18 protein-coding genes are annotated in these 21,942 nt (G+C 54.7%); 13 read left to right on the top strand and 5 right to left on the bottom strand.

The window, feature by feature from the left end; translation table 11 throughout:
* Positions 1 to 430: 430 nt before the first annotated feature.
* Positions 431 to 1,906: a muropeptide MFS transporter AmpG gene (ampG, locus tag MXM41_RS16585; protein WP_325933154.1), complete on the bottom strand. Its 1,476-nt coding sequence runs from the start codon at positions 1,904 to 1,906 to the stop codon at positions 431 to 433.
* Positions 1,907 to 1,949: 43 nt separating this feature from the next.
* On the bottom strand, positions 1,950 to 2,528 hold the full coding sequence (locus MXM41_RS16580; protein ID WP_325933153.1) for a lipoprotein: 579 nt from the start codon (positions 2,526 to 2,528) through the stop codon (positions 1,950 to 1,952).
* A 304-nt stretch (positions 2,529 to 2,832) separates the two neighbouring features.
* Between MXM41_RS16580 and bolA the strand changes: the two genes are divergently transcribed.
* From bolA to MXM41_RS16535, 9 genes are all read left to right on the top strand, one after another.
* Positions 2,833 to 3,150: a transcriptional regulator BolA gene (gene bolA / locus MXM41_RS16575; RefSeq protein WP_039032378.1), complete on the top strand. Its 318-nt coding sequence runs from the start codon at positions 2,833 to 2,835 to the stop codon at positions 3,148 to 3,150.
* 331 nt (positions 3,151 to 3,481) lie between these two features.
* Positions 3,482 to 4,780, top strand: a complete 1,299-nt coding sequence (tig, locus tag MXM41_RS16570) for a trigger factor (RefSeq protein ID WP_142488437.1) — start codon at positions 3,482 to 3,484, stop codon at positions 4,778 to 4,780.
* 260 nt (positions 4,781 to 5,040) lie between these two features.
* A complete protein-coding gene (gene clpP / locus MXM41_RS16565) occupies positions 5,041 to 5,664 on the top strand; it encodes an ATP-dependent Clp endopeptidase proteolytic subunit ClpP (protein WP_032616835.1) in 624 nt (207 codons plus the stop codon).
* Between the two features lie 127 nt (positions 5,665 to 5,791).
* Entirely contained in the window at positions 5,792 to 7,066 is a 1,275-nt protein-coding gene (gene clpX / locus MXM41_RS16560; RefSeq protein WP_325933150.1) for an ATP-dependent protease ATP-binding subunit ClpX, read from the top strand.
* 184 nt (positions 7,067 to 7,250) lie between these two features.
* Entirely contained in the window at positions 7,251 to 9,605 is a 2,355-nt protein-coding gene (gene lon / locus MXM41_RS16555; protein WP_325933148.1) for an endopeptidase La, read from the top strand.
* A gap of 210 nt (positions 9,606 to 9,815) precedes the next feature.
* Complete coding sequence (gene hupB, locus MXM41_RS16550; protein WP_002444653.1) at positions 9,816 to 10,088, top strand: nucleoid-associated protein HU-beta; 273 nt, start codon at positions 9,816 to 9,818, stop codon at positions 10,086 to 10,088.
* A 211-nt stretch (positions 10,089 to 10,299) separates the two neighbouring features.
* Positions 10,300 to 12,171 carry a peptidylprolyl isomerase gene (gene ppiD, locus MXM41_RS16545; protein ID WP_325933146.1) on the top strand — a complete coding sequence of 624 codons (1,872 nt, stop codon included), beginning with the start codon at positions 10,300 to 10,302 and terminating at the stop codon, positions 12,169 to 12,171.
* 148 nt (positions 12,172 to 12,319) lie between these two features.
* Positions 12,320 to 12,703, top strand: coding sequence for a helix-hairpin-helix domain-containing protein (locus MXM41_RS16540; protein WP_325933144.1), 384 nt, complete (start codon positions 12,320 to 12,322; stop codon positions 12,701 to 12,703).
* A gap of 96 nt (positions 12,704 to 12,799) precedes the next feature.
* A complete protein-coding gene (locus tag MXM41_RS16535; RefSeq protein ID WP_039032384.1) occupies positions 12,800 to 13,198 on the top strand; it encodes a YbgC/FadM family acyl-CoA thioesterase in 399 nt (132 codons plus the stop codon).
* Between the two features lie 55 nt (positions 13,199 to 13,253).
* On the opposite strand, the gene queC is transcribed toward MXM41_RS16535, so the two are convergent.
* Positions 13,254 to 13,949: a 7-cyano-7-deazaguanine synthase QueC gene (gene queC, locus MXM41_RS16530; RefSeq protein ID WP_325933143.1), complete on the bottom strand. Its 696-nt coding sequence runs from the start codon at positions 13,947 to 13,949 to the stop codon at positions 13,254 to 13,256.
* 66 nt (positions 13,950 to 14,015) lie between these two features.
* Positions 14,016 to 15,716, bottom strand: a complete 1,701-nt coding sequence (locus MXM41_RS16525) for an SgrR family transcriptional regulator (RefSeq protein ID WP_325933142.1) — start codon at positions 15,714 to 15,716, stop codon at positions 14,016 to 14,018.
* A 101-nt stretch (positions 15,717 to 15,817) separates the two neighbouring features.
* Between MXM41_RS16525 and cof the strand changes: the two genes are divergently transcribed.
* Positions 15,818 to 16,636 carry an HMP-PP phosphatase gene (gene cof / locus MXM41_RS16520; protein WP_325933141.1) on the top strand — a complete coding sequence of 273 codons (819 nt, stop codon included), beginning with the start codon at positions 15,818 to 15,820 and terminating at the stop codon, positions 16,634 to 16,636.
* A 40-nt stretch (positions 16,637 to 16,676) separates the two neighbouring features.
* On the opposite strand, the gene MXM41_RS16515 is transcribed toward cof, so the two are convergent.
* Positions 16,677 to 17,723 carry a PLP-dependent cysteine synthase family protein gene (locus MXM41_RS16515; RefSeq protein ID WP_325933140.1) on the bottom strand — a complete coding sequence of 349 codons (1,047 nt, stop codon included), beginning with the start codon at positions 17,721 to 17,723 and terminating at the stop codon, positions 16,677 to 16,679.
* A gap of 115 nt (positions 17,724 to 17,838) precedes the next feature.
* Here MXM41_RS16515 and MXM41_RS16510 point away from each other — a divergent pair, with 115 nt between their 5' ends.
* The 3 genes from MXM41_RS16510 to MXM41_RS16500 are packed head-to-tail and all read left to right on the top strand — an operon-like array spanning position 17,839 to position 21,883.
* Positions 17,839 to 18,297: an Lrp/AsnC family transcriptional regulator gene (locus tag MXM41_RS16510; protein WP_325933139.1), complete on the top strand. Its 459-nt coding sequence runs from the start codon at positions 17,839 to 17,841 to the stop codon at positions 18,295 to 18,297.
* Between the two features lie 42 nt (positions 18,298 to 18,339).
* The gene (locus MXM41_RS16505) at positions 18,340 to 20,112 is read left to right on the top strand and encodes a SmdA family multidrug ABC transporter permease/ATP-binding protein (protein ID WP_325933137.1); all 1,773 of its coding nucleotides are present in this window, start codon (positions 18,340 to 18,342) and stop codon (positions 20,110 to 20,112) included.
* Positions 20,105 to 21,883, top strand: coding sequence for a SmdB family multidrug efflux ABC transporter permease/ATP-binding protein (locus MXM41_RS16500; protein WP_325933136.1), 1,779 nt, complete (start codon positions 20,105 to 20,107; stop codon positions 21,881 to 21,883). Before MXM41_RS16505 ends, MXM41_RS16500 begins: the two co-directional genes overlap by 8 nt.
* The last annotated feature ends 59 nt before the right edge of the window (positions 21,884 to 21,942 follow it).

Genomic DNA, 21,942 nt, shown 5'->3' with positions numbered 1-21,942 from the left:
TGGGGGCATTTTACGGGAAGGTTACATTACTGTAAACATGATTAGGCCTGTGTCAGGAACGTGTTACCGGGTTCTGCCGGATAAGTCACACATGTTGCAAAGTATGACCATTACCAGACGGGAGTCCCGCTGCACGGGGCTTATAACGGATCCAGCCCTGCCAGGAGCGGAAAGGGGGTAATTGGTATAACCATTGTGAAAAACACACAAATAATTAACAAATAATTATCAATAAGAAGACAATTAAAAAACGGAAAATTAATCTTTCGTTTGCTGAATCGGTTTAAGAAAAATAATGTTTATTCAGCTTCCAATAATTTCCGGAATTCTAAGACGCACGAAACAACAAATATTATTTTAAGCAGGACAGATTTATTCGCCGTTATAATTTCGAAGGGTGATTACAACGGCAAATAACGTTTTTTCCATTTTACGCCGTCTGGGTTTTACGCATGGCCAGATAATCGAGAAGCGCCCCGGTCACGATACCGATCAGCGCCAACAGCGCGCCAACGTCCAGCAACAGCAGGGCAAACGGCAGGGCAAGATCGGTTGTGGCATTCACGATCAGCACAACCAGCCACAGCGCCAGGGCCAGGCATCCCGCCAGTAATACTCTTAAGGCGAAGCGATAAGCGGACGGGTAAAGCGCCCTTTCCATAAAGTGTTCGGTTTGCTGGGTATATTCCAGCGAACGGCGACATATTAATAAAAGGAGTAGTCCTGGAATGGCTGCAAACACTGAGAAAAGATAGAACTCAGCCCAGCCGTGCGTTTCAACGAACCAGCCCGCAATAGGACCGACGTAAACCCGGCCCACCGCAGAGAGCGCGGAAAGCAGGGCGAACTGGGTGGCGGAGAAAGATTTATTGCACAGCGTCATCAGCAGCGCGACAAACGCAGCGGTACCCATCCCACCACACAGGTTTTCGAAGAATACTGCCGCCGCCATGCTGAGCATATGCTTATCCGTGATGGAGAGCAGCCAGTAACCGGCGTTCGAAATTCCCTGCAGGATGCCGAAGATCAGCAGGGCGCGGAACAGGCTTAAGCGTTGCATCAGCACGCCGCCATACAGCGCGCCGATAATGGTAGCAATGAGCCCAAGCGTTTTATTAACAACCCCCACTTCCCCGGCATCAAAGCCCACCCCGCGGATCAGAAAGGTGGTGGTCAGGCTCATCGCAAACGCGTCGCCAAGTTTGTACAACACGATCAGCAGCAGAATGAGCCAGGCATTGTTGCGGCCAAAGAAGTCGCGCAATGGTTCAGCAACCGCCTGTTCGAGCGATCGGGGAACGGGGATAACATCGCTCGGTTCCGGGGCGAGGAGCGTAGCGATCATGCAGGGAATAAGCAGGGCAGCCATCAGCCAGTACATGCCCTGCCAGCCGAGATATCTGTCCGCCAGCCATAAGGCCAGCCCCCCCGAGACCAGCATGCCCAGGCGGTAGCCCAGCACGCTGATGGCGGCTCCGGCACCGCGCTCTTCGGCTGACAGGACGTCCGTTTTCCAGGCATCAAACACGATATCCTGTGATGCAGAGCAGAAGGCAATCACTACCGCCAGCGCGGCCATCCAGCGAAGCTGCGAAGCAGGTTCAAGGAAGCCCATAGCCGCAATCGCCAGCAGCAGCATCGCCTGGGTCATCAAAAGCCAGCCACGACGCCTGCCGAGGAAAGGCGGCGTGTAACGGTCCATCATTGGCGACCATAAAAACTTAAAGACATAGGCCTGGCCGACCAGCGAGAAAAAGCCGATGGTTTTAAGATCGATATTTTCAACGGTCATCCACGCCTGTAGCGTGCCGGAGGTCAGCGCAAGGGGTAAACCGGAGGCGAAACCAAGGATCAGCAGGATAGCTGATTTAGGTTGCTGGAAAATGCGGAAGTATTGATTTGACATGCGTTAAAACTGACCCGACCGAGAGTCGGGTCAGCAGGCAGACTTAACGTGCGTTCTGCTTGATGAATTCGTGAATGCTGGTGTCCTGCGCCATGTCGGCGATGGTATCGGTCAGCACGCTGTTCACCGCGTTAGCAATGTTCTGGTTGGATGCCTGGAACGCACCTTCAACAGAGTAGCTTGCACGGTAGTTTTTGTTCATCTTATTGCCGTTCTTCGCGGTGGCGATGATGGCGATATCGGCTTTGGTGGCGATGTTATAGCGCACGTTGCCCTGAGAGACGTCGGCATACAGGTTATTGACGATGATCTGCAGATCGACCGCACCGCTTGGCCCAACCATATAACCACGAGAGGTCATCTGCTTCTCAAGCACTTCCTGCAGCAGGAAACGCAGATCGCGAGAGGCGGTCAGGGTAACGACCTGGTTGTCGCGGGTGACTTTCGCCAGCGCCTGGTCGCGACGCTGGTCAGCGCCGTTAATGCTCACGGTCACGCCCATCAGGCTTGGATCCTGCTGTGGCAGCGTGATCTTAGGTGAAACATCAATGGTGGTTGGCGGGGTCGCGCAACCAGCCAGCATAAACAGGGCTACTAAGGGGAAAAAGAGTTTTTTTAACATGTTCAGGCTCTCAGAGAATCGTAAGCATATATAGAAAAAAATTGCCGCCATCATAACATCGCCAACGGCAAGGGGAAGTGGTCAACGCATGTAAATTCATCGCCTTGTCTGAAAACTGACCACCTGAAACGCTTTTCCGTTATTCGGACGACAAAACGACTCTTCCCTTATATGACTTCATACGGTTGAATGAGAAAATCAGACGAAAGCTAAATTTTTGTTGTCTTGTTGTTATGCAAGCGGTAAAAGCGGCTAACATTTAAAGGGATGGGTGACATCTCAGCGTTGTCGGAGGAGTAATTTCATGATGATACGTGAACAGATTGAAGATAAGTTAAGGGCGGCGTTTGAACCTGTGTTCCTTGAAGTCGTCGACGAAAGCTATCGTCATAACGTACCGGCAGGCTCCGAGAGCCACTTTAAAGTGGTGCTGGTCAGCGATCGTTTTGCTGGCGAGCGTTTTCTCAATCGTCACCGTATGATTTACGGAACGCTGACGGAAGAGCTCTCAACCACGGTTCATGCGCTAGCACTGCACACTTATACGATTAAAGAGTGGAAGGGGTTACAGGATACGATTTTCGCTTCACCACCCTGCCGGGGAGCGGGGACGATCGCGTAAGAAATCCAGTTTGCAACAGCAGGAGCTTTTCCAGTATGTTGCATAAAGATTACGTCAAAGCGGCCTGCGGGCCGTTTTGTTTTGTCCGGGTTTTGAACCGCTGGCGCGATTTTGAGGCTAAAAATCGCCTTAAATTGTGAAAAAAGCCGCAGCAACATGCGCCAACCGTTCTCGACTCACCAAAGTGATGCCGCTATAATGCCGCGTCTTAATGAATGTCTTCGGGATGATTCTGGCGACAGGGAATGTGAATCTGCTACAAGAGAGCATCCCGGTATTGCGAGGCAAATTCAGAGTTGACCGAGCACTGTGATTTTTTTGAGGTAACAAGATGCAAGTTTCAGTTGAAACCACTCAAGGCCTTGGCCGCCGTGTAACGATTACAATCGCTGCTGACAGCATCGAAAACGCTGTAAAAAGCGAGCTGGTCAACGTAGCGAAGAAAGTCCGTATTGACGGCTTCCGTAAGGGCAAAGTACCAATGAATGTCGTTGCTCAGCGTTATGGCGCTTCTGTTCGCCAGGACGTGCTGGGTGACCTGATGAGCCGCAACTTTGTTGACGCGATCATCAAAGAAAAAATCAATCCAGCCGGTTCCCCGACCTATGTTCCGGGCGAGTACAAACTGGGTGAAGACTTCACCTACGCGGTCGAGTTCGAAGTTTACCCAGAAGTTGAGCTGAAAGGTCTGGACGCGATTGAAGTTGAAAAACCAATCGTTGAAGTGACTGAAGCTGACGTTGACGGCATGCTGGATACCCTGCGTAAGCAGCAGGCGACCTGGAAAGACAAAGACGGCGCTGCTGATGCAGAAGACCGTGTCACCATCGATTTCTCCGGCTCTGTAGACGGCGAAGAGTTCGAAGGCGGCAAAGCGTCTGACTTCGTACTGGCGATGGGCCAGGGTCGTATGATCCCAGGCTTCGAAGACGGTATTAAAGGCCACAGCGCTGGCGAAGAGTTCACTATCGACGTGACCTTCCCGGAAGAATACCACGCTGAAAACCTGAAAGGTAAAGCGGCTAAGTTCGCAATTACCCTGAAGAAAGTTGAAGACCGTGAACTGCCGGAACTGACTGCAGACTTCATCAAACGTTTCGGCGTTGAAGATGGTTCTGTTGAAGGCCTGCGCGCTGAAGTGCGTAAAAACATGGAACGCGAGCTGAAAGGCGCCGTGCGTAACCGCGTGAAGTCTCAGGCGATCGAAGGTCTGGTTAAAGCGAACGAAATCGAGATCCCATCCGCTCTGATCGACAGTGAAATCGACGTTCTGCGCCGTCAGGCTGCACAGCGCTTTGGTGGTAACGAGAAGCAAGCGCTGGAACTGCCACGCGAGCTGTTCGAAGAGCAGGCTAAACGCCGCGTTGTTGTTGGCCTGCTGCTGGGCGAAGTCATTCGTACCCATGAGCTGAAAGCTGACGAGGAGCGCGTTAAAGGTCTGATCGAAGAGATGGCTTCTGCCTATGAAGATCCGTCAGAAGTGGTTGCTTTCTACGGCAGCAACAAAGAACTGATGGAAAACATGCGCAACGTCGCGCTGGAAGAGCAGGCTGTTGAAGCCGTTCTGGCCAAAGCGAAAGTGTCCGAAAAAGCCACTTCTTTCAACGAACTGATGAACCAGCAGGCATAATTCTGCCCGCTTCGTTTAAAGTTTGACCAAAAAACCCGTTGCCTTTCGGCGGCGGGTTTTTTTTATCACAGTTATAAATCACGAAGCGTGATAAAACGCTTTTTCAGTGTTAGCGTTACAACAAAAGATTGTTATGCTTGAAATAGGGCTGAGGCGTCCCCATTAGTGGGAAAGCAGTATTAAAGAGACTGGCTGATAATCCGTCCGCAAGGTTACAATCAGTACAGCAGGTATTTTCATTTTTTATCCAGGAGACGGAAATGTCATACAGTGGCGAACGAGATAACTTTGCACCCCATATGGCGCTGGTGCCAATGGTTATTGAACAGACCTCTCGCGGTGAACGTTCTTTTGATATCTACTCCCGTCTGCTTAAAGAACGCGTTATCTTCATGACCGGCCAGGTGGAAGACCACATGGCGAACCTGATCGTAGCGCAGATGCTGTTTCTGGAAGCGGAAAACCCGGAAAAAGACATTTACCTGTATATCAACTCTCCGGGTGGCGTGATCACCGCCGGGATGTCCATTTACGATACCATGCAGTTCATCAAGCCTGATGTGAGCACCATTTGTATGGGCCAGGCGGCCTCAATGGGCGCATTCCTGCTGACCGCAGGGGCGAAAGGTAAGCGTTTCTGCCTGCCGAACTCCCGCGTAATGATTCACCAGCCGCTGGGCGGGTACCAGGGCCAGGCGACAGACATTGAGATTCATGCCCGTGAAATTTTGAAAGTAAAAGGGCGCATGAATGAACTTATGGCTCACCACACGGGTCAATCACTTGAGCAGATCGAGCGTGATACTGAGCGCGATCGCTTCCTGTCCGCACCAGAGGCAGTTGAGTACGGCTTAGTCGACTCCATTTTGACCCATCGTAATTGATGCCCACGACGCGGGTGTGCCGCTATACTATGGTAGGGCGGCACTTTGCTTACGAGCAGCTTGCGTCTGAGAATGGCATTTGCGTCGTCATGTGCGGCACAAAGAACTTAAAAAGAGGTTTTGACTCATGACAGATAAACGCAAAGATGGATCGGGCAAACTGCTTTACTGCTCTTTTTGCGGCAAAAGCCAGCATGAAGTGCGCAAACTGATTGCCGGGCCATCCGTGTATATCTGCGACGAATGTGTCGACTTATGTAACGACATCATCCGCGAAGAGATTAAAGAAGTCGCACCACACCGTGAGCGCAGCGCGTTACCGACCCCGCATGAGATTCGTCATCATCTCGATGACTATGTCATCGGTCAGGAACAGGCGAAAAAAGTGCTGGCAGTGGCGGTGTACAACCACTACAAACGTCTGCGTAACGGGGATAACAGCAACGGCGTTGAGCTGGGCAAAAGTAACATTTTGCTGATCGGCCCAACCGGTTCCGGTAAAACCCTGCTGGCAGAAACTCTGGCACGTTTGCTGGATGTTCCATTCACCATGGCTGATGCCACCACCCTGACCGAAGCCGGTTACGTGGGTGAAGATGTGGAAAACATCATTCAGAAACTGCTGCAGAAATGTGATTACGATGTGCAGAAAGCACAGCGCGGTATCGTCTATATCGATGAGATCGATAAAATCTCGCGTAAATCCGATAACCCGTCGATCACCCGTGACGTTTCCGGTGAAGGTGTGCAGCAGGCATTGCTGAAACTGATCGAAGGGACGGTGGCCGCTGTTCCACCGCAGGGTGGGCGTAAGCATCCTCAGCAGGAGTTCCTGCAGGTTGATACCTCCAAAATCCTGTTTATCTGTGGCGGCGCGTTTGCCGGTCTGGATAAAGTCATCGCTAACCGTGTTGAAACCGGCTCGGGTATTGGCTTTGGCGCTACGGTGAAAGCGAAGTCTGAAAAAGCGAAAGAGGGCGAACTACTGATGCAGGTTGAACCAGAAGATTTGATCAAATTTGGTCTGATCCCTGAGTTCATCGGTCGTCTTCCGGTTGTCGCTACTCTGACTGAACTGAGTGAAGACGCGCTGATTCAGATCCTGAAGGAGCCGAAAAACGCCCTGACCAAGCAGTACCAGGCGTTGTTCAATCTGGAAGGCGTTGAGCTGGAATTCCGCGATGAAGCACTGGATGCCATTGCTAAAAAAGCAATGGCGCGTAAAACCGGTGCGCGTGGCCTGCGTTCCATTGTGGAAGCCGCCTTGCTTGATACCATGTACGATCTTCCTTCAATGGAAGAGGTCGAGAAAGTGGTTATCGACGAGTCCGTCATTGCTGGTCAAAGTAAGCCGCTGCTGATTTACGGTACGCCGGAAGCGCAGCAGGCATCTGGCGAATAATTCACCAGAGCATACAAGCAGTTAATCAAAAAGGGGGGATTTAATCCCCCCTTTTATTTTTCCGTAAACATGGCGTTGAATGTGTGGGAATCATCCCCATATACTGGATTACATGTTAATGGTTGCATGAAGCACAGTCCTGCAACCTGCTTACCTGGCGGACACTAAACTAAGAGAGAGCTCTATGAATCCTGAGCGTTCTGAACGCATTGAAATCCCCGTATTGCCGTTGCGCGATGTGGTGGTTTATCCGCACATGGTCATACCCTTATTTGTAGGGCGGGAAAAATCTATCCGTTGCCTTGAAGCTGCCATGGATCATGATAAAAAAATCATGCTGGTTGCGCAGAAAGAAGCATCAACGGATGAGCCGGGTGTAAACGATCTTTTCACCGTCGGGACCGTGGCCTCTATTTTACAAATGCTGAAGCTGCCTGATGGCACCGTAAAGGTGCTGGTTGAAGGGCTGCAGCGTGCGCGTATCACCACGCTATCGGATGATGGCGAACACTTTGCGGCAAAAGCGGAATACCTCGACTCGCCTCAGCTTGATGAGCGTGAGCAGGAGGTGCTGGTTCGCACCGCAATCAGTCAGTTTGAAGGCTATATCAAACTGAACAAAAAAATCCCGCCAGAAGTGCTGACGTCGCTGAACAGCATCGACGATCCTGCGCGTCTGGCTGACACCATTGCGGCCCACATGCCGCTGAAGCTGGCCGACAAACAGTCCGTGCTGGAGATGTCCGACGTTAATGAGCGTCTGGAATATCTGATGGCGATGATGGAGTCGGAAATCGATCTGCTGCAGGTTGAGAAACGTATTCGCAACCGCGTTAAGAAGCAGATGGAAAAATCTCAGCGCGAGTACTATCTGAACGAGCAGATGAAGGCCATTCAGAAAGAGCTCGGTGAGATGGACGACGCGCCGGACGAAAACGAAGCGCTGAAGCGGAAAATCGACGCGGCGAAAATGCCGAAAGAGGCCAAAGAGAAAGCGGAAGCCGAGCTGCAGAAGCTAAAAATGATGTCTCCGATGTCTGCGGAAGCGACCGTCGTACGCGGCTACATCGAGTGGATGGTTCAGGTTCCCTGGAACGCCCGCAGCAAGGTCAAAAAGGACCTTCGCCAGGCGCAGGAAATCCTGGATACCGACCACTATGGTCTGGAACGTGTGAAAGACCGTATCCTTGAGTATCTCGCGGTTCAGAGCCGTGTTAACAAGCTCAAGGGCCCAATCTTGTGCCTGGTAGGGCCACCGGGGGTAGGTAAAACTTCTCTGGGGCAGTCCATTGCCAAAGCCACCGGCCGTAAATACATCCGTATGGCGCTTGGCGGCGTGCGTGACGAAGCGGAAATCCGTGGTCACCGCCGGACCTATATCGGCTCTATGCCGGGTAAACTGATCCAGAAAATGGCGAAAGTGGGCGTTAAAAACCCGCTGTTCCTGCTGGATGAGATCGACAAAATGTCGTCCGATATGCGCGGCGATCCGGCTTCTGCCCTACTTGAAGTGCTGGATCCGGAGCAGAACGTGGCGTTCAGCGATCACTACCTGGAAGTGGACTACGATCTGAGCGATGTGATGTTCGTGGCGACCTCTAACTCCATGAATATTCCGGCACCGCTGCTGGATCGTATGGAAGTGATCCGTCTTTCTGGCTACACCGAAGACGAAAAACTGAACATTGCCCGACGTCACCTGCTGTCGAAGCAAATTGAGCGTAACGCCCTCAAAGAGAGCGAACTGACCGTTGATGACAGTGCGATTATCGGCATCATTCGTTACTACACCCGTGAAGCGGGCGTGCGTAGCCTGGAGCGTGAAATTTCCAAGCTGTGCCGTAAAGCGGTGAAACAGCTGCTGCTCGACAAGTCGTTGAAGCATATTGAAATCAATGGCGACAACCTGCACGAATACCTCGGTGTTCAGCGCTACGACTATGGTCGTGCGGACAGCGAAAACCGCGTCGGCCAGGTGACCGGTCTGGCATGGACGGAAGTGGGCGGCGATCTGCTGACCATCGAAACCGCCTGCGTGCCGGGTAAAGGTAAGCTGACCTATACCGGCTCGCTGGGTGAGGTGATGCAGGAGTCCATTCAGGCTGCGTTGACCGTGGTGCGTGCGCGTGCGGAAAAACTGGGTATCAATCCGGACTTTTACGAAAAACGCGACATTCACGTTCACGTGCCGGAAGGGGCAACGCCGAAAGATGGTCCAAGCGCGGGTATCGCCATGTGTACCGCTCTGGTCTCTTGCCTGACCGGTAACCCGGTTCGTGCTGATGTGGCAATGACCGGCGAAATCACTCTGCGTGGTCAGGTATTACCGATTGGCGGTTTGAAAGAAAAACTACTGGCAGCACACCGTGGCGGTATTAAAACGGTCCTCATCCCGTATGAGAACAAGCGCGATCTGGAAGAGATTCCGGACAACGTTATCGCCGATCTGGAGATCCATCCGGTGAAACGTATTGAGGAAGTTCTGACACTTGCACTGCAGAACGAGCCTTACGGTATGCAGGTTGTAACCGCAAAATAGTGACCTCGCGCAAAGAGCGTCAATAAAAACAAGGCTGGTGAGCTATTTCGTGCTTGCCAGCCTTTTTTTGTATAGCTAATTTAGATTGCTGATTGGGCCAGCCATCAACAACGGGTGTTGTAAGGTCATGGCAGGCCTGATATAACTGCTGCGCGGTCGCGTTGTGAAGGATTCAGACGCGATATAAATTATAAAGAGAGGAAGAGAAGAGTGAATAAATCTCAACTGATTGACAAAATTGCTGCGGGTGCTGATATCTCCAAAGCTGCGGCTGGACGTGCGTTAGATGCTTTGATTGCTTCTGTTACCGAATCTCTGCAGGCTGGGGACGACGTAGCGCTGGTAGGTTTTGGTACTTTTGCTGTTAAAGAGCGTGCTGCCCGTACTGGCCGCAACCCTCAGACCGGTAAAGAGATCACCATCGCTGCTGCTAAAGTTCCGGGCTTCCGTGCCGGCAAAGCGCTGAAAGACGCGGTAAACTGATCGCTTTCTTACTTCAGGGAAGTTGAAAAGTACAAGGGCGCATCATTTGATGTGCCTTTTTTGTTTGTCCAGGCCTGATTTATGCGAGTTTATGCGAGTTGTGGGCTGACAATAGCCCCGGTTTCTTGTCACAATACGCCTTTATGCGCTGCGGTCAGGATTCCCGCCAGCGTCAGGTCTCCAGTCACCTACAGCGGAGTGTGGTTACACCATGATGGACAGCTTACGCACGGCTGCTAACAGTCTCGTGCTCAAGATTATTTTCGGTATCATTATCGTGTCGTTCATTTTGACCGGCGTGAGCGGATATCTGATTGGCGGTAGTGCAAACTACGCCGCAAAAGTGAACGACCAGGAAATCAGCCGTGGGCAGTTTGAGAATGCATTTGCTGGTGAACGTAACCGTATGCAGCAACAGCTGGGCGATCGGTTCTCTGAACTGGCGGCGAATGAAGGATACATGAAGAATCTGCGTCAACAGACGCTGAACCGCCTTATCGACGAAGCGCTGCTCGATCAGTACGCCCGCGATCTCGGTCTGAGCATCAGCGATGACCAGGTTAAGAAAGCGATTTTCGCCACCCCGGCTTTCCAGAATGATGGCAAATTCGATAACACCCGTTATACCGCCATCGTTAACCAGATGGGGATGACGCCGGATCAATATGCTCAGGCGCTGCGTAATCAGCTCACCACTCAGCAGCTTATTAACGCTGTCGTGGGCACCGACTTCATGCTCAAAGGCGAAGCAGATGAGCTGGCGACGCTGGTTTCTCAACAGCGCGTCGTGCGCGAAGCCACTTTCGACGTTAACGCTCTGGCTGCTAAACAGCAGGCGAGCGACGAAGAGGTGAAAAGCTACTACGAGCAGAACAAAAACAACTTTACCGCCCCGGAACAGTTCCGTGTGAGCTACATCAAGCTGGATGCAGCAGAGATGCAGGAAAACGCCTCCGAGGCGGAGATCCAGTCTTATTACGATCAGCATCAGGATCAGTTCACTCAGCCACAGCGTAACCGTTACAGCGTTATTCAGACCAAAACCGAAGCCGAGGCAAAAGCGGCGCTGGATGAGCTGAACAAAGGCACCGACTTTGCGACGGTCGCAAAAGAGAAGTCCACCGATATCATCTCTGCGAAAAATGGCGGTGATATGGGCTGGCTGGAAGAGGCTACCACGCCGGACGAGCTGAAAAATGCTGGCCTGAAAGAGAAAGGTCAACTTTCTGGCGTGATCAAATCTTCCGTCGGCTTCCTGGTTGCGCGTCTGGATGATGTTACGCCTGCGACCACCAAACCGCTGGCGGACGTCCATGATGAGATCGCAGCGAAAGTGAAGCAGGAGAAAGCGCTGGATGCCTTCTATGCGTTACAGCAGAAAGTGAGCGACGCGGCCAGCAATGATAACGAATCGCTGGCAGGCGCTGAGCAGGTTACGGGCGCGAAAGCGGTCACTACCGGTTGGTTTGGACAAGATAACCTGCCGGAAGAGCTGAACTTCAAGCCGGTTGCGGATGCCATCTTTAATGGCGGTCTGGTGGGCGAAAACGGTACCCCGGGCAGCAACTCTGACATCATCTCCGTTGACGGTGACCGCGCCTTTGTTCTGCGCGTCAGCGAGCATAAGCCGGAGGCTGTCAAGCCGCTGGACGAGGTGAAAGATCAGATTACTGCGCTGGTGAAACATAACAAGGCCGTGCAGCAGGCGAAGCTGGATGCTGAAAAACTGCTGGCCGATCTGAAAGCCGGTAAAGGTGATGAAGCACTGAAAGCGGCAGGCCTGAGTTTTGGCGAGGCGAAAACGCTGAGCCGTACCGGCCAGGATCCGATCGGTCAGGCGGCATTCACCCTGAGCCAGCCGGCGAAAGACAAACCGAGCTTCGGTATCGCCAACGATATGCAGGGCAACGTAGTGGTTCTGGCGCTGGACGAAGTGAAAGCGGGCACCATGCCGGAAGCGCAGAAGAAAGCGATGGTACAGGGTATCACCCAGAACAACGCCCAGATCGCTTTCGAAGCGCTGATGAGCAATCTGCGTAAAGAAGCCAAAATTAAGCTGGGCGATATCATGACTCAGCAGTAATTACGGCGCTGCTCGCAAATTTGAGCAACGTACTGCAACACCAAAAGGCCGCCTTCGCGGCCTTTTCCATTTCTGTAATCTGCTGTTTGTTCCTGAAAGTCGGCCCGACTAAGGTGAAGGGGCTGTCAACAAACAAGGAGAAAACAGCATGAAACATGGAATTAAAGCCCTTTTTGTCACCTTAGCCCTGGTAACGGCAGGGCTGAGCCACAGCGCGCTGGCGGCGACGCCGGCGGCCAAAACACAGGCCACCCAGAGTAAATCTGAGGCCTCGGTCTCAACCACATCGTCACAGCCGTCGAAAGCGGCGAGCAGTAAAAGCGCTGATGAGGAAGGGGTGCGGATCAGCATCAATTCTGCATCGGCGGAGGAGCTGGCAAAGGTGATGAATGGCGTGGGGATAAAGAAAGCTCAGGCGATCGTCAGCTACCGGGAGGAGTATGGCCCGTTTAAAACGCTGGACGATCTCAGACAGGTTCCCGGTATGGGCGGGGCGCTGGTGGAACGTAATCTTGCGCATCTGACGTTGTAATAACTTGCACAGTGGCAAAAATTTGCCAGGATAAAGAGGTCGTACCAGTTATGACCTCTGAATCTTATAATTAACTACCCTGAAGGCTATTGCGCTATGCAGACCCAAATTAAAGTTCGCGGCTATCACCTGGATGTTTATCAGCACGTTAATAACGCCCGCTATCTGGAGTTTCTCGAAGAGGCACGCTGGGATGGGCTGGAAAACAGCGACAGTTTTCAATGGATGACCGCACACCGTATCGCTTTTGTGGTGGCGAACATCAATATCAACTATCGCCGTCCCGCAGTGCTCAGCGATTTACTGACTGTGACCAGCCAGCTCCAGCAGTTGAACGGTAAAAGTGGGGTATTGAGTCAGGTAATCACCCTGGAGCCGGAAGGGCAGGTGGTGGCAGATGCGCTAATTACCTTTGTGTGCATCGATCTGAAAACGCAGAAAGCGCTGCCGCTGGAAGGCGAGCTGCGTGAGAAGCTGGAGTTATTAATTAAATAACGCAGCAGTGCGATGCCGGGCAGAGCGTACCTTTCACCCGGCATACTGAGTGTGCTTACTTAAGACCGGTTTTCTTCTTCAGGGCCGCCATCACCCCGGCTTTATCCGCCAGGTAGTGATTCAGGCCGTTGGCGCGCAGGTTACAGGCCGCGCACTGACCACAGCCATCGCCTTTAATACCGTTGTAGCAGGTCAGCGTCTCGTTACGCACCAGATCCAGCTTGCCCCAGTAGTCGGCCAGCGCCCAGGTTTCCGCTTTGTCCAGCCACATCAGCGGCGTTTCAAAACGAATATCTTTGGCCATGCCGAGGTTAACGGCGTGGTTAAGGGCTTTGACAAACTCATCGCGACAGTCCGGATAACCCGAGAAGTCAGTTTCACACACGCCGGTGATCACCGCTTCGGCTTTGACCTGATAAGCATAGATTGCCGTCAGGGTCAGGAACAGAATGTTACGTCCCGGCACGAAGGTATTGGGTATACCTTCTGCATCTGGCTCATAGTCCGGCACCGGAATGCTGTCGCGGGTGAGGCTGCTTACCGCCAGTTCATTTAGCAGGGTAACATCCAGCACTTTATGCGCTCGCGCGCCGAGTTCCACGGCCAGTTTCTGCGCGACCGCAATCTCCTCACTATGGCGCTGGCCATAGTCAAAGGTGACACAATGGACTTCATCATATTGCTGCAGAGCCTGTACCAGACAGGTAGTAGAATCCTGGCCTCCACTGAACACGACAACAGCACGTTTCATAAATCTTCCCAACGTTGAGGATTAAACAGATATGTTAACGTCTGCCCGTGATGGCGACCAGCTTCTTCACGTTTTCGGGGCGGGCAACCAGGCTTCGGTAAAATCAAACCAGCCGCGCGGATTCAGCCGGATTCCGTTTACACCCGGCGGGGCGCTGATTTGATATTGATAATTGAACAGCGGCGTCAGTACGGCACGCGCCATCAGGCGGGAGTAGACCGCCTTTAACCCCAGATGACGGGCCCGCGCGTCGGGCTGCGTCTGAACGGCATCCAGGGTCGCCATCAGGTGTGCAAACTGCGGTGCGCTCAGCAGGTGAGGCCACAGTGCGTCGCAGCGCAGCCACTGCTCCAGGGTATATTCTGGCGCCTCGCCAATCAACCTGTCGCCCATCATGATATCGGCGTCTGCCAGGGCAGTGCAGCCATCCCAGTTTTTGGCGTCATGAAAAATCACCGTCAGCTCACACCCTTCCTGCGCCAGAAAGCGCTTAAGCTGCTCCGCCATGGTGTGTAATTCCACCGGCAGATGGTAAAGCAGGGTGAGCCTCTCCGGCAGAACGGTCTCTTGTTCCTGTGGCCACCGGGGAATTGACCAGCCCGGCAGCAACTCCTGGGTCGGGGTGATGAGGTTTTCCTCCAGCGGCAGCGTATACAGCAGCGAGGTATGATGGATGATATCAATCACCCTGCGGGCCTGCGCTTCGCTTAGCCGTTCGCTCTGCTTCAGCGTGAGGTAGCAAAAACCGAGGCTGATGCTGTTGCTGACCAGCCGCAGACTGGCAAGCTCCTCCGGCTCGCCAATGGCGATCTGCACCGGATGACGACAGCTGGTGCCAAGATCCCGATCGAAGAGCTGGGGCGTGATCCAGTATTCAATCGCTTTTAGCAGCGGATGCCCCAGATGGTACTGCTCGTGACTTTCCAGCCGGACAAGGTCGGGGTCGAAGATCGCCAGGCGAAACGGTCCACTCCCGATCAGGGGTTGTTCAGGATGGGCAAGGTGGCTGCAATAGCTTGCCAGCCGGTGCGCCAGCCAGTAGTCGGCGTGATGTAAAACAAAGGTCAGGCACTGAGGGTGGGTTACCTCTATTTGCCTCACGCTGTTAAACAGTTTGCGCAGCGCGGGCAGGGTCAGCAGCTTTGTCAGCTGGCTCTGAAGCTGGGCCGCCTCGACTTTGTCACCGTTATGCCAGTGCAGCGTCGAACGAATATAGAAGTGCCAGCGTAACCCGTCGGGGGCAATCTCCCAGTGATGCGCCAGATCGCCCACGGGCTCGCTGCGGGTGTCGTTAAACCGGGTCAGACCGGAAAAGATCTGCCCCACCAGATGCTGTTCAGCGCGCCCCGGTAAAAAGCCCGGCTGGAGCGGATCGAGTGGACGGTAGTAAGGGATGCGCAGCGTCGGGGTATTGTTCTGCCACTGTCCGCCCAGAAAAGGATGCAGCAGGGCACGCAGCGCCTGGGGAGCCAGCTGTGCCAGCGCCAGGGCGTTGTGCTGCTGCCCGCTTTTCAGCGCCTCTTCCATCATCGCATTACGTAACGATTCCGGCGTGACGTGAAAGCGCAGCTCGCCGCGCTTTCCGCGCCCGGACTGTGCATGCCAGCTTAGCCAGCCCGCCTCCTGCGCCTGGCGCAGCAGCGTGCGGATATGCCGCTCACTGCAAAAACAGCGGCTGGCCAGTTCGGCCACGCTCACCTGCTGTGGGGCTCCGGCTGAGGGTTGCCACAGCCGCTGGTACTGATTAAGTCGATTAAGCTGGCGCATTCTAAACCCGGAACAATAATTTCCATCTATTCAGTATTACTTCCGTATATACCAGGTAATACTGATGCACAAGTTATCCTCTTCACACTTTCGGAGATCCTATGGCGCGGCTGGCTGCATTTGATATGGATGGCACCTTGTTAATGCCGGATCACCGTTTAGGTGAAAAGACGTTAAGCGTACTGAAGCGTTTGCATGAGCGTGATGTCACGCTGACCTTCGCCACGGGCCGGCATGTACTGGAGATGCGCCACTTAATGGGGACGTTCTCTCTCGATGCCTTTTTGATTACCGGCAACGGCACGCGTATTCACTCTCTGGAAGGGGAGGTGCTGTATCGCCAGGATCTCGCCCCGGATGTGGCGGAGCAGGTGCTTCACTCGACCTGGGATACCCGGGCCAGCATCCACGTTTTTAACGATACCGGCTGGCTGACAGGTAAAGAAATCCCGGCGATGCTGGAAGCGCACGTCTATAGCGGTTTTCAGTACCAGCTGACGGATCTGCGCCGGATCCCGGCCCACGCGGTAACCAAAATCTGTTTTTGCGGCGATCATGACGATCTGTGCCGCCTGCGCATTCAGCTCAATGAAGCGCTGGGCAGCCGCGCGCATCTCACCTTTTCGGCAATAGATTGTCTGGAGGTGCTGCCGGTCGGGTGCAACAAAGGTTCCGCTCTGGCGGTGCTGAGCGAGCATCTGGGACTGAGCCTGCAGGAGTGTATGGCGTTTGGCGATGCGATGAATGACTGCGAGATGCTGGGCAGCGTGGGGCGCGGCCTGATTATGGGCAATGCGATGCCGCAGCTGATCGCCGAGCTCTCGCATTTACCGGTTATTGGACACTGCCGCAACGAGGCGGTGTCCCATTTCTTAACTCATTGGCTGGATACACCCGATCTTCCTTATTCCCCCGAATAGTGAGACCCTTCCAGCAAGCCAGACGACAGTCTGGCTTTTTTTATTTTACCAGCCGGGCGATCTCAGCCAGCCAGGGCGCCACATCACCGATATTCGTTTTTACCCACTCGGCGTTGTAGTAGGTGTCCAGATAGCGCTCGCCGCTGTCGCACAGCAGGGTGACAATAGAGCCGGTTTGCCCCGCGTCACGCATCCGCGCGGCCAGCTGCAATGCTCCCCACATATTGGTGCCGGTCGAGGCGCCCACCTTGCGACCCAGCTGCGTTTCCAGCCAGTGGGCGGTGGCGACACTGGCGGCATCGGGCACGCGGAGCATCTCATCCACCACATCCGGGATAAAAGAGGGTTCGACACGCGGACGGCCAATGCCTTCGATTTTACTGCCCACCGGGCTACGCAGGGCAGGGTCGCGTTGCTGCCAGTAATCGAGGAATACCGAGTTCAGCGGATCCACAACCATCAGGCGGGTATCGTATCCCTGGCAACGAATATAGCGGCCAATTGTCGCTGAGGTCCCGCCGGTACCGGCGCTCATCACGATATGTGCGGGCACCGGGTGGGGCTCATTCTGCATCTGACGGAAAATGCTGTCGGCAATATTGTTGTTACCGCGCCAGTCGGTTGCCCGCTCCGCGAAGGTAAACTGGTCCATGTAGTGACCGTTGAGCTCCCGGGCCAGCATCTCAGAGGCGGCATAAATCTCGCAGGCGCTCTCCACAAAGTGGCAGCGTCCGCCGTAAAATTCGATCTGCTCGATTTTGCGTTTTGCCGTACATGAAGGCATGACGGCGATAAACGGCAGGCCGAGCAGGCGGGCAAAATAGGCCTCTGAGACGGCAGTCGAACCGGAAGAGGATTCAATAATGGTAGTGCCTTCATTGATCCAGCCGTTACACAGCCCGTACAGAAACAGCGAGCGCGCCAGACGGTGCTTAAGGCTGCCGGTCGGGTGGGTGCTTTCGTCTTTCAGATACAGCTGGATACCCGGAAAGCCGGGCAGGGTAAGGCGAATAAGGTGAGTATCCGCCGAGCGCTGATAATCGGCGTTAATTTCACTGATGGCGTTTTTAACCCAGGTGCTATTCATCGAAGTAATCCATTTGTCATTTTGTGCCCAGCATAGCGAAAAGCACAGAAAAAATTGTTGCTATCTGGCCTTTAAAATAGAATGACAAGAGAAAAATTTTCTCTGTGGGGTGGGTATGCTAGATAAAATTGACCGTAAGCTGCTGTCCTTACTGCAAAGCGACTGCACCCTCTCTTTGCAGGCGCTGGCGGATGCCGTTAATCTGACCACCACGCCCTGCTGGAAACGCCTGAAACGACTCGAAGACGAAGGCATATTGCTGGGGCGCGTGGCGCTGCTCGATCCCGAAAAACTGGGGCTTGGGCTCACCGCCTTTGTATTGATAAAAACGCAGCACCACAGCAGCGAGTGGTACTGCGGGTTCGTCAGCGTCGTCTCGGAAATGCCTGAAGTGCTGGGCTTCTGGCGCATGGCGGGCGAATACGACTACCTGATGCGCGTTCAGGTGGCGGACATGAAGCGCTATGATGATTTCTATAAACGGCTGGTCAACAGCGTGCCAGGTCTGTCGAATGTCACCTCCAGCTTTGCGATGGAACAGATAAAATACACCACCGCCTTACCCATTGAATAACTTCCCGGCGCTGCCGGAATACGATCCTCAGGAAAAGACCGCGTGCGATTATTTGCTCAGTTAAGCTGGTACTTTCGCCGGGAGTGGCAACGCTATCTCGGTGCAGTGGCCCTGCTTATTATCATTGCTGTTCTGCAGCTCATCCCGCCGAAAGTGGTGGGCTATGTCGTGGACGGCGTCACGGAACAGCATTACACCGCCGCACGGGTGATGATGTGGATAGGCACGCTGGTGCTGACGGCGGTGGTGGTCTACCTGCTGCGTTATGTCTGGCGCGTGCTGCTGTTCGGCGCGTCATACCAGCTTGCCGTCGAGCTGCGGGAGGATTTTTACCGCCAGCTCAGCCGCCAGCATCCGGAATTTTATCTGCGTCACCGCACCGGGGATCTGATCGCCCGCGCCACTAACGATGTCGATCGCGTGGTCTTTGCCGCCGGGGAAGGGGTGCTGACCCTGGTGGACTCGCTGGTGATGGGCTGCGCGGTGCTGATCGTGATGTCGACGCAAATCAGCTGGCAGCTGACGCTGCTGGCGCTCCTGCCGATGCCGCTGATGGCGCTGGCGATCAAGCGCTATGGCGACCAGCTTCACCAGCGCTTCAAGCTGGCGCAGGCGGCGTTTTCCTCCCTTAATGACCGTACCCAGGAGAGCCTGACCAGCATCCGGATGATCAAAGCCTTCGGCCTGGAAGATCGCCAGTCGGCCCTGTTCGCCGCCGATGCAGCGGACACCGGAGCCAAAAACCTGCGCGTCGCCCGAATCGACGCCCGTTTTGATCCCACCATCTACATTGCCATCGGCACCGCGAACCTGCTGGCCATTGGCGGGGGAAGCTGGATGGTGATTAACGGCTCGCTGACGCTCGGACAGCTGACCAGCTTTGCCATGTACCTGGGGCTGATGATCTGGCCAATGCTGGCCCTGGCCTGGATGTTTAACATCGTTGAGCGCGGCAGTGCGGCCTACAGCCGGATCCGCGCCATGCTTGCTGAAGCGCCGGTAGTCGATGACGGTAGCGAGACGGTGCCACAGGGACGCGGAGAATTGAACGTTGCCGTGCGGACTTTTAGCTATCCGCACACGGAACAGGTGACGCTCGAAAACGTCCATTTCATGCTGCAACCGGGGCAGATGCTGGGCATCTGCGGTCCAACGGGGGCGGGAAAGAGCACTATTCTGTCGCTGATCCAGCGTCACTTCGATATTACCCAGGGAGAGATCCGCTTCCACGATATTCCGCTGCCGCAGCTACAGCTGGACAGCTGGCGCAGCCGCCTGGCGGTCGTCAGCCAGACGCCGTTTCTGTTTTCCGATACCGTCGCCAACAATATTGCCCTGGGCTGTCCGCACGCCACCCAGGAAGAGATCGAGCATGTCGCCCGTCTCGCCAGCGTTCATGATGATATTCTGCGCCTGCCGCAGGGCTATGAAACCGAAGTAGGCGAACGCGGCGTAATGCTATCGGGCGGGCAGAAACAGCGTATTTCTATTGCCCGCGCGCTGCTGCTGAACGCCGAAATTCTGATCCTCGACGATGCGCTTTCCGCCGTTGACGGCCGCACCGAACATCAGATCCTTCATAATCTGCGTCAGTGGGGTGAGGGGCGTACGGTCATCATCAGTGCCCATCGCCTGTCGGCGCTGACGGAAGCAAGCGAAATTCTGGTGATGCAGCACGGGCACATTGCCCAGCGCGGGCAGCATGAACAGCTGGTGGAACAGCCGGGCTGGTATCGCGATATGTATCGTTATCAACAACTGGAAGCGGCACTGGATGACGTGCCGGAAACGGACGAGGAGGTCGCCGATGCGTAGTTTTTCCCAGCTGTGGCCCACCCTTAAGCGTCTGCTGGCCTATGGCTCGCCGTGGCGCAAACCGCTGTCGCTGGCGGTGGTTTTACTGTGGATTGCGGCAATAGCCGAAGTGACCGGGCCGCTGCTGATTAGCTATTTCATCGACAACATGGTGGCGAAAAACTATCTGCCGCTCGGCTTAGTCACCGGGCTGGCGGTGGCCTATGTCGGGCTGCAGCTGCTGGCGGCAGGTCTACATTACGTGCAGTCGCTGCTGTTTAACCAGGCCGCCGTTGGGGTAGTGCAGCAGTTGCGCACCGATGTGATGGACGCCGCGCTCCGCCAGCCGCTGAGCGCGTTCGATACACAGCCTGTCGGGCAGATCATCTCCCGCGTCACCAACGATACGGAGGTGATCCGCGATCTGTATGTCACGGTGGTGGCCACGGTACTGCGCAGCGCCGCCCTGGTGGGTGCCATGCTGGTGGCGATGTTCAGCTTGGAGTGGCGAATGGCGCTGGTGGCGATGGCAATCTTCCCGGCGGTAATGATTGTGATGATCATCTACCAGCGTTACAGCACCCCGATTGTGCGCCGCGTGCGAACCTATCTGGCAGATATCAACGATGGCTTTAATGAAGTCATCAACGGGATGAGCGTCATTCAGCAGTTCCGCCAGCAGGCACGCTTTGGCGAGCGGATGGGGGAGGCCAGTCGCTCCCACTATATGGCACGTATGCAGACCCTGCGGCTGGATGGTTTCTTGCTGCGCCCGTTGTTAAGCCTGTTCTCAGCGCTGGTGCTGTGTGGGCTGCTGATGCAGTTTGGTTTTGCCGCGCGCGGCACTATCGAAGTGGGAGTCCTGTACGCCTTTATCAGCTATCTGGGTCGCCTTAATGAGCCCCTGATCGAACTCACTACGCAGCAGTCGATGCTGCAACAGGCGGTTGTCGCCGGTGAGCGCGTCTTTGAGCTGATGGATCGCCCTCGCCAGGCCTACGGCGATGACGCGCGCGAACTGCAGAGCGGCGCGATTGATTTTGACAACGTCTCCTTTGCCTATCGCGACGATCGGCTGGTGTTGCAGGATATTAACCTGCGTGTGCCGTCCCGCAGCTTTGTTGCGCTGGTCGGGCATACCGGCAGCGGTAAAAGCACCCTCGCCAGCCTGCTGATGGGATATTACCCGCTGACCGAAGGGGAAATCCGTCTGGACGGGCGCCCGCTCGCCACCCTGAGTCATGCCGTGCTGCGTAAGGGGGTGGCGATGGTGCAGCAGGACCCGGTGGTGCTGGCCGACACCTTCTATGCCAACGTGACGCTGGGGCGACCGTTTAGCGAAGAGCAGGTGTGGGACGTGCTGGAAAAAGTGCAGCTGGCGGAGCTGGCGCGCGGCCTGCACGACGGCATCCATACCCGGCTGGGCGAGCAGGGTAACAACCTCTCAGTGGGGCAAAAGCAACTCCTGGCGCTGGCCCGGGTATTAATTGATACGCCACAGGTGCTGATACTGGATGAAGCGACGGCCAGCATCGATTCCGGCACCGAGCAGGCTATCCAGCAGGCGCTGGCGGCGGTGCGCGAACACACCACGCTGGTGGTGATTGCCCACCGTCTGTCGACCATTGTCGAGGCGGATACCATTCTGGTGCTTCACCGCGGCCAGGCGGTTGAGCGCGGCACCCACAAGCAACTGCTTGAGGCAAAAGGGCGTTACTGGCAAATGTATCAACTGCAGCTGGCCGGTGAAGAGCTGACCGCCAGCGCGCGGGAAGAGTCACTCAGCGCCTGATGCACTAAAAATAAGCAACCTGCCAGCCGCTGAATCGGTTGGTGCAAAAATGAAACGCA

Origin of the sequence: Leclercia adecarboxylata, assembly GCF_035787115.1 — a bacterium.
Taxonomy (GTDB): domain Bacteria; phylum Pseudomonadota; class Gammaproteobacteria; order Enterobacterales; family Enterobacteriaceae; genus Enterobacter; species Enterobacter adecarboxylatus_E.
The sequence above is the reverse complement of the archived record's forward strand: the minus strand, read 5'-3'. Positions and strand labels throughout refer to the sequence as shown.

Bases quoted from the DNA above. Each gene is read 5' to 3' on its own strand.
- MXM41_RS16510 (WP_325933139.1), top strand. From the start codon at position 17,839: ATGCTAGATAAAATTGACCGTAAGCTGCTGTCCTTACTGCAAAGCGAC.
- tig (WP_142488437.1), top strand. From the start codon at position 3,482: ATGCAAGTTTCAGTTGAAACCACTCAAGGCCTTGGCCGCCGTGTAACG.
- lon (WP_325933148.1), top strand. From the start codon at position 7,251: ATGAATCCTGAGCGTTCTGAACGCATTGAAATCCCCGTATTGCCGTTG.
- clpP (WP_032616835.1), top strand. From the start codon at position 5,041: ATGTCATACAGTGGCGAACGAGATAACTTTGCACCCCATATGGCGCTG.
- MXM41_RS16515 (WP_325933140.1), bottom strand. From the start codon at position 17,723: ATGAATAGCACCTGGGTTAAAAACGCCATCAGTGAAATTAACGCCGAT.
- MXM41_RS16500 (WP_325933136.1), top strand. From the start codon at position 20,105: ATGCGTAGTTTTTCCCAGCTGTGGCCCACCCTTAAGCGTCTGCTGGCC.
- MXM41_RS16580 (WP_325933153.1), bottom strand. From the start codon at position 2,528: ATGTTAAAAAAACTCTTTTTCCCCTTAGTAGCCCTGTTTATGCTGGCT.
- ppiD (WP_325933146.1), top strand. From the start codon at position 10,300: ATGATGGACAGCTTACGCACGGCTGCTAACAGTCTCGTGCTCAAGATT.
- clpX (WP_325933150.1), top strand. From the start codon at position 5,792: ATGACAGATAAACGCAAAGATGGATCGGGCAAACTGCTTTACTGCTCT.
- MXM41_RS16535 (WP_039032384.1), top strand. From the start codon at position 12,800: ATGCAGACCCAAATTAAAGTTCGCGGCTATCACCTGGATGTTTATCAG.
- MXM41_RS16525 (WP_325933142.1), bottom strand. From the start codon at position 15,716: ATGCGCCAGCTTAATCGACTTAATCAGTACCAGCGGCTGTGGCAACCC.
- queC (WP_325933143.1), bottom strand. From the start codon at position 13,949: ATGAAACGTGCTGTTGTCGTGTTCAGTGGAGGCCAGGATTCTACTACC.
- cof (WP_325933141.1), top strand. From the start codon at position 15,818: ATGGCGCGGCTGGCTGCATTTGATATGGATGGCACCTTGTTAATGCCG.
- bolA (WP_039032378.1), top strand. From the start codon at position 2,833: ATGATGATACGTGAACAGATTGAAGATAAGTTAAGGGCGGCGTTTGAA.
- ampG (WP_325933154.1), bottom strand. From the start codon at position 1,906: ATGTCAAATCAATACTTCCGCATTTTCCAGCAACCTAAATCAGCTATC.
- MXM41_RS16540 (WP_325933144.1), top strand. From the start codon at position 12,320: ATGAAACATGGAATTAAAGCCCTTTTTGTCACCTTAGCCCTGGTAACG.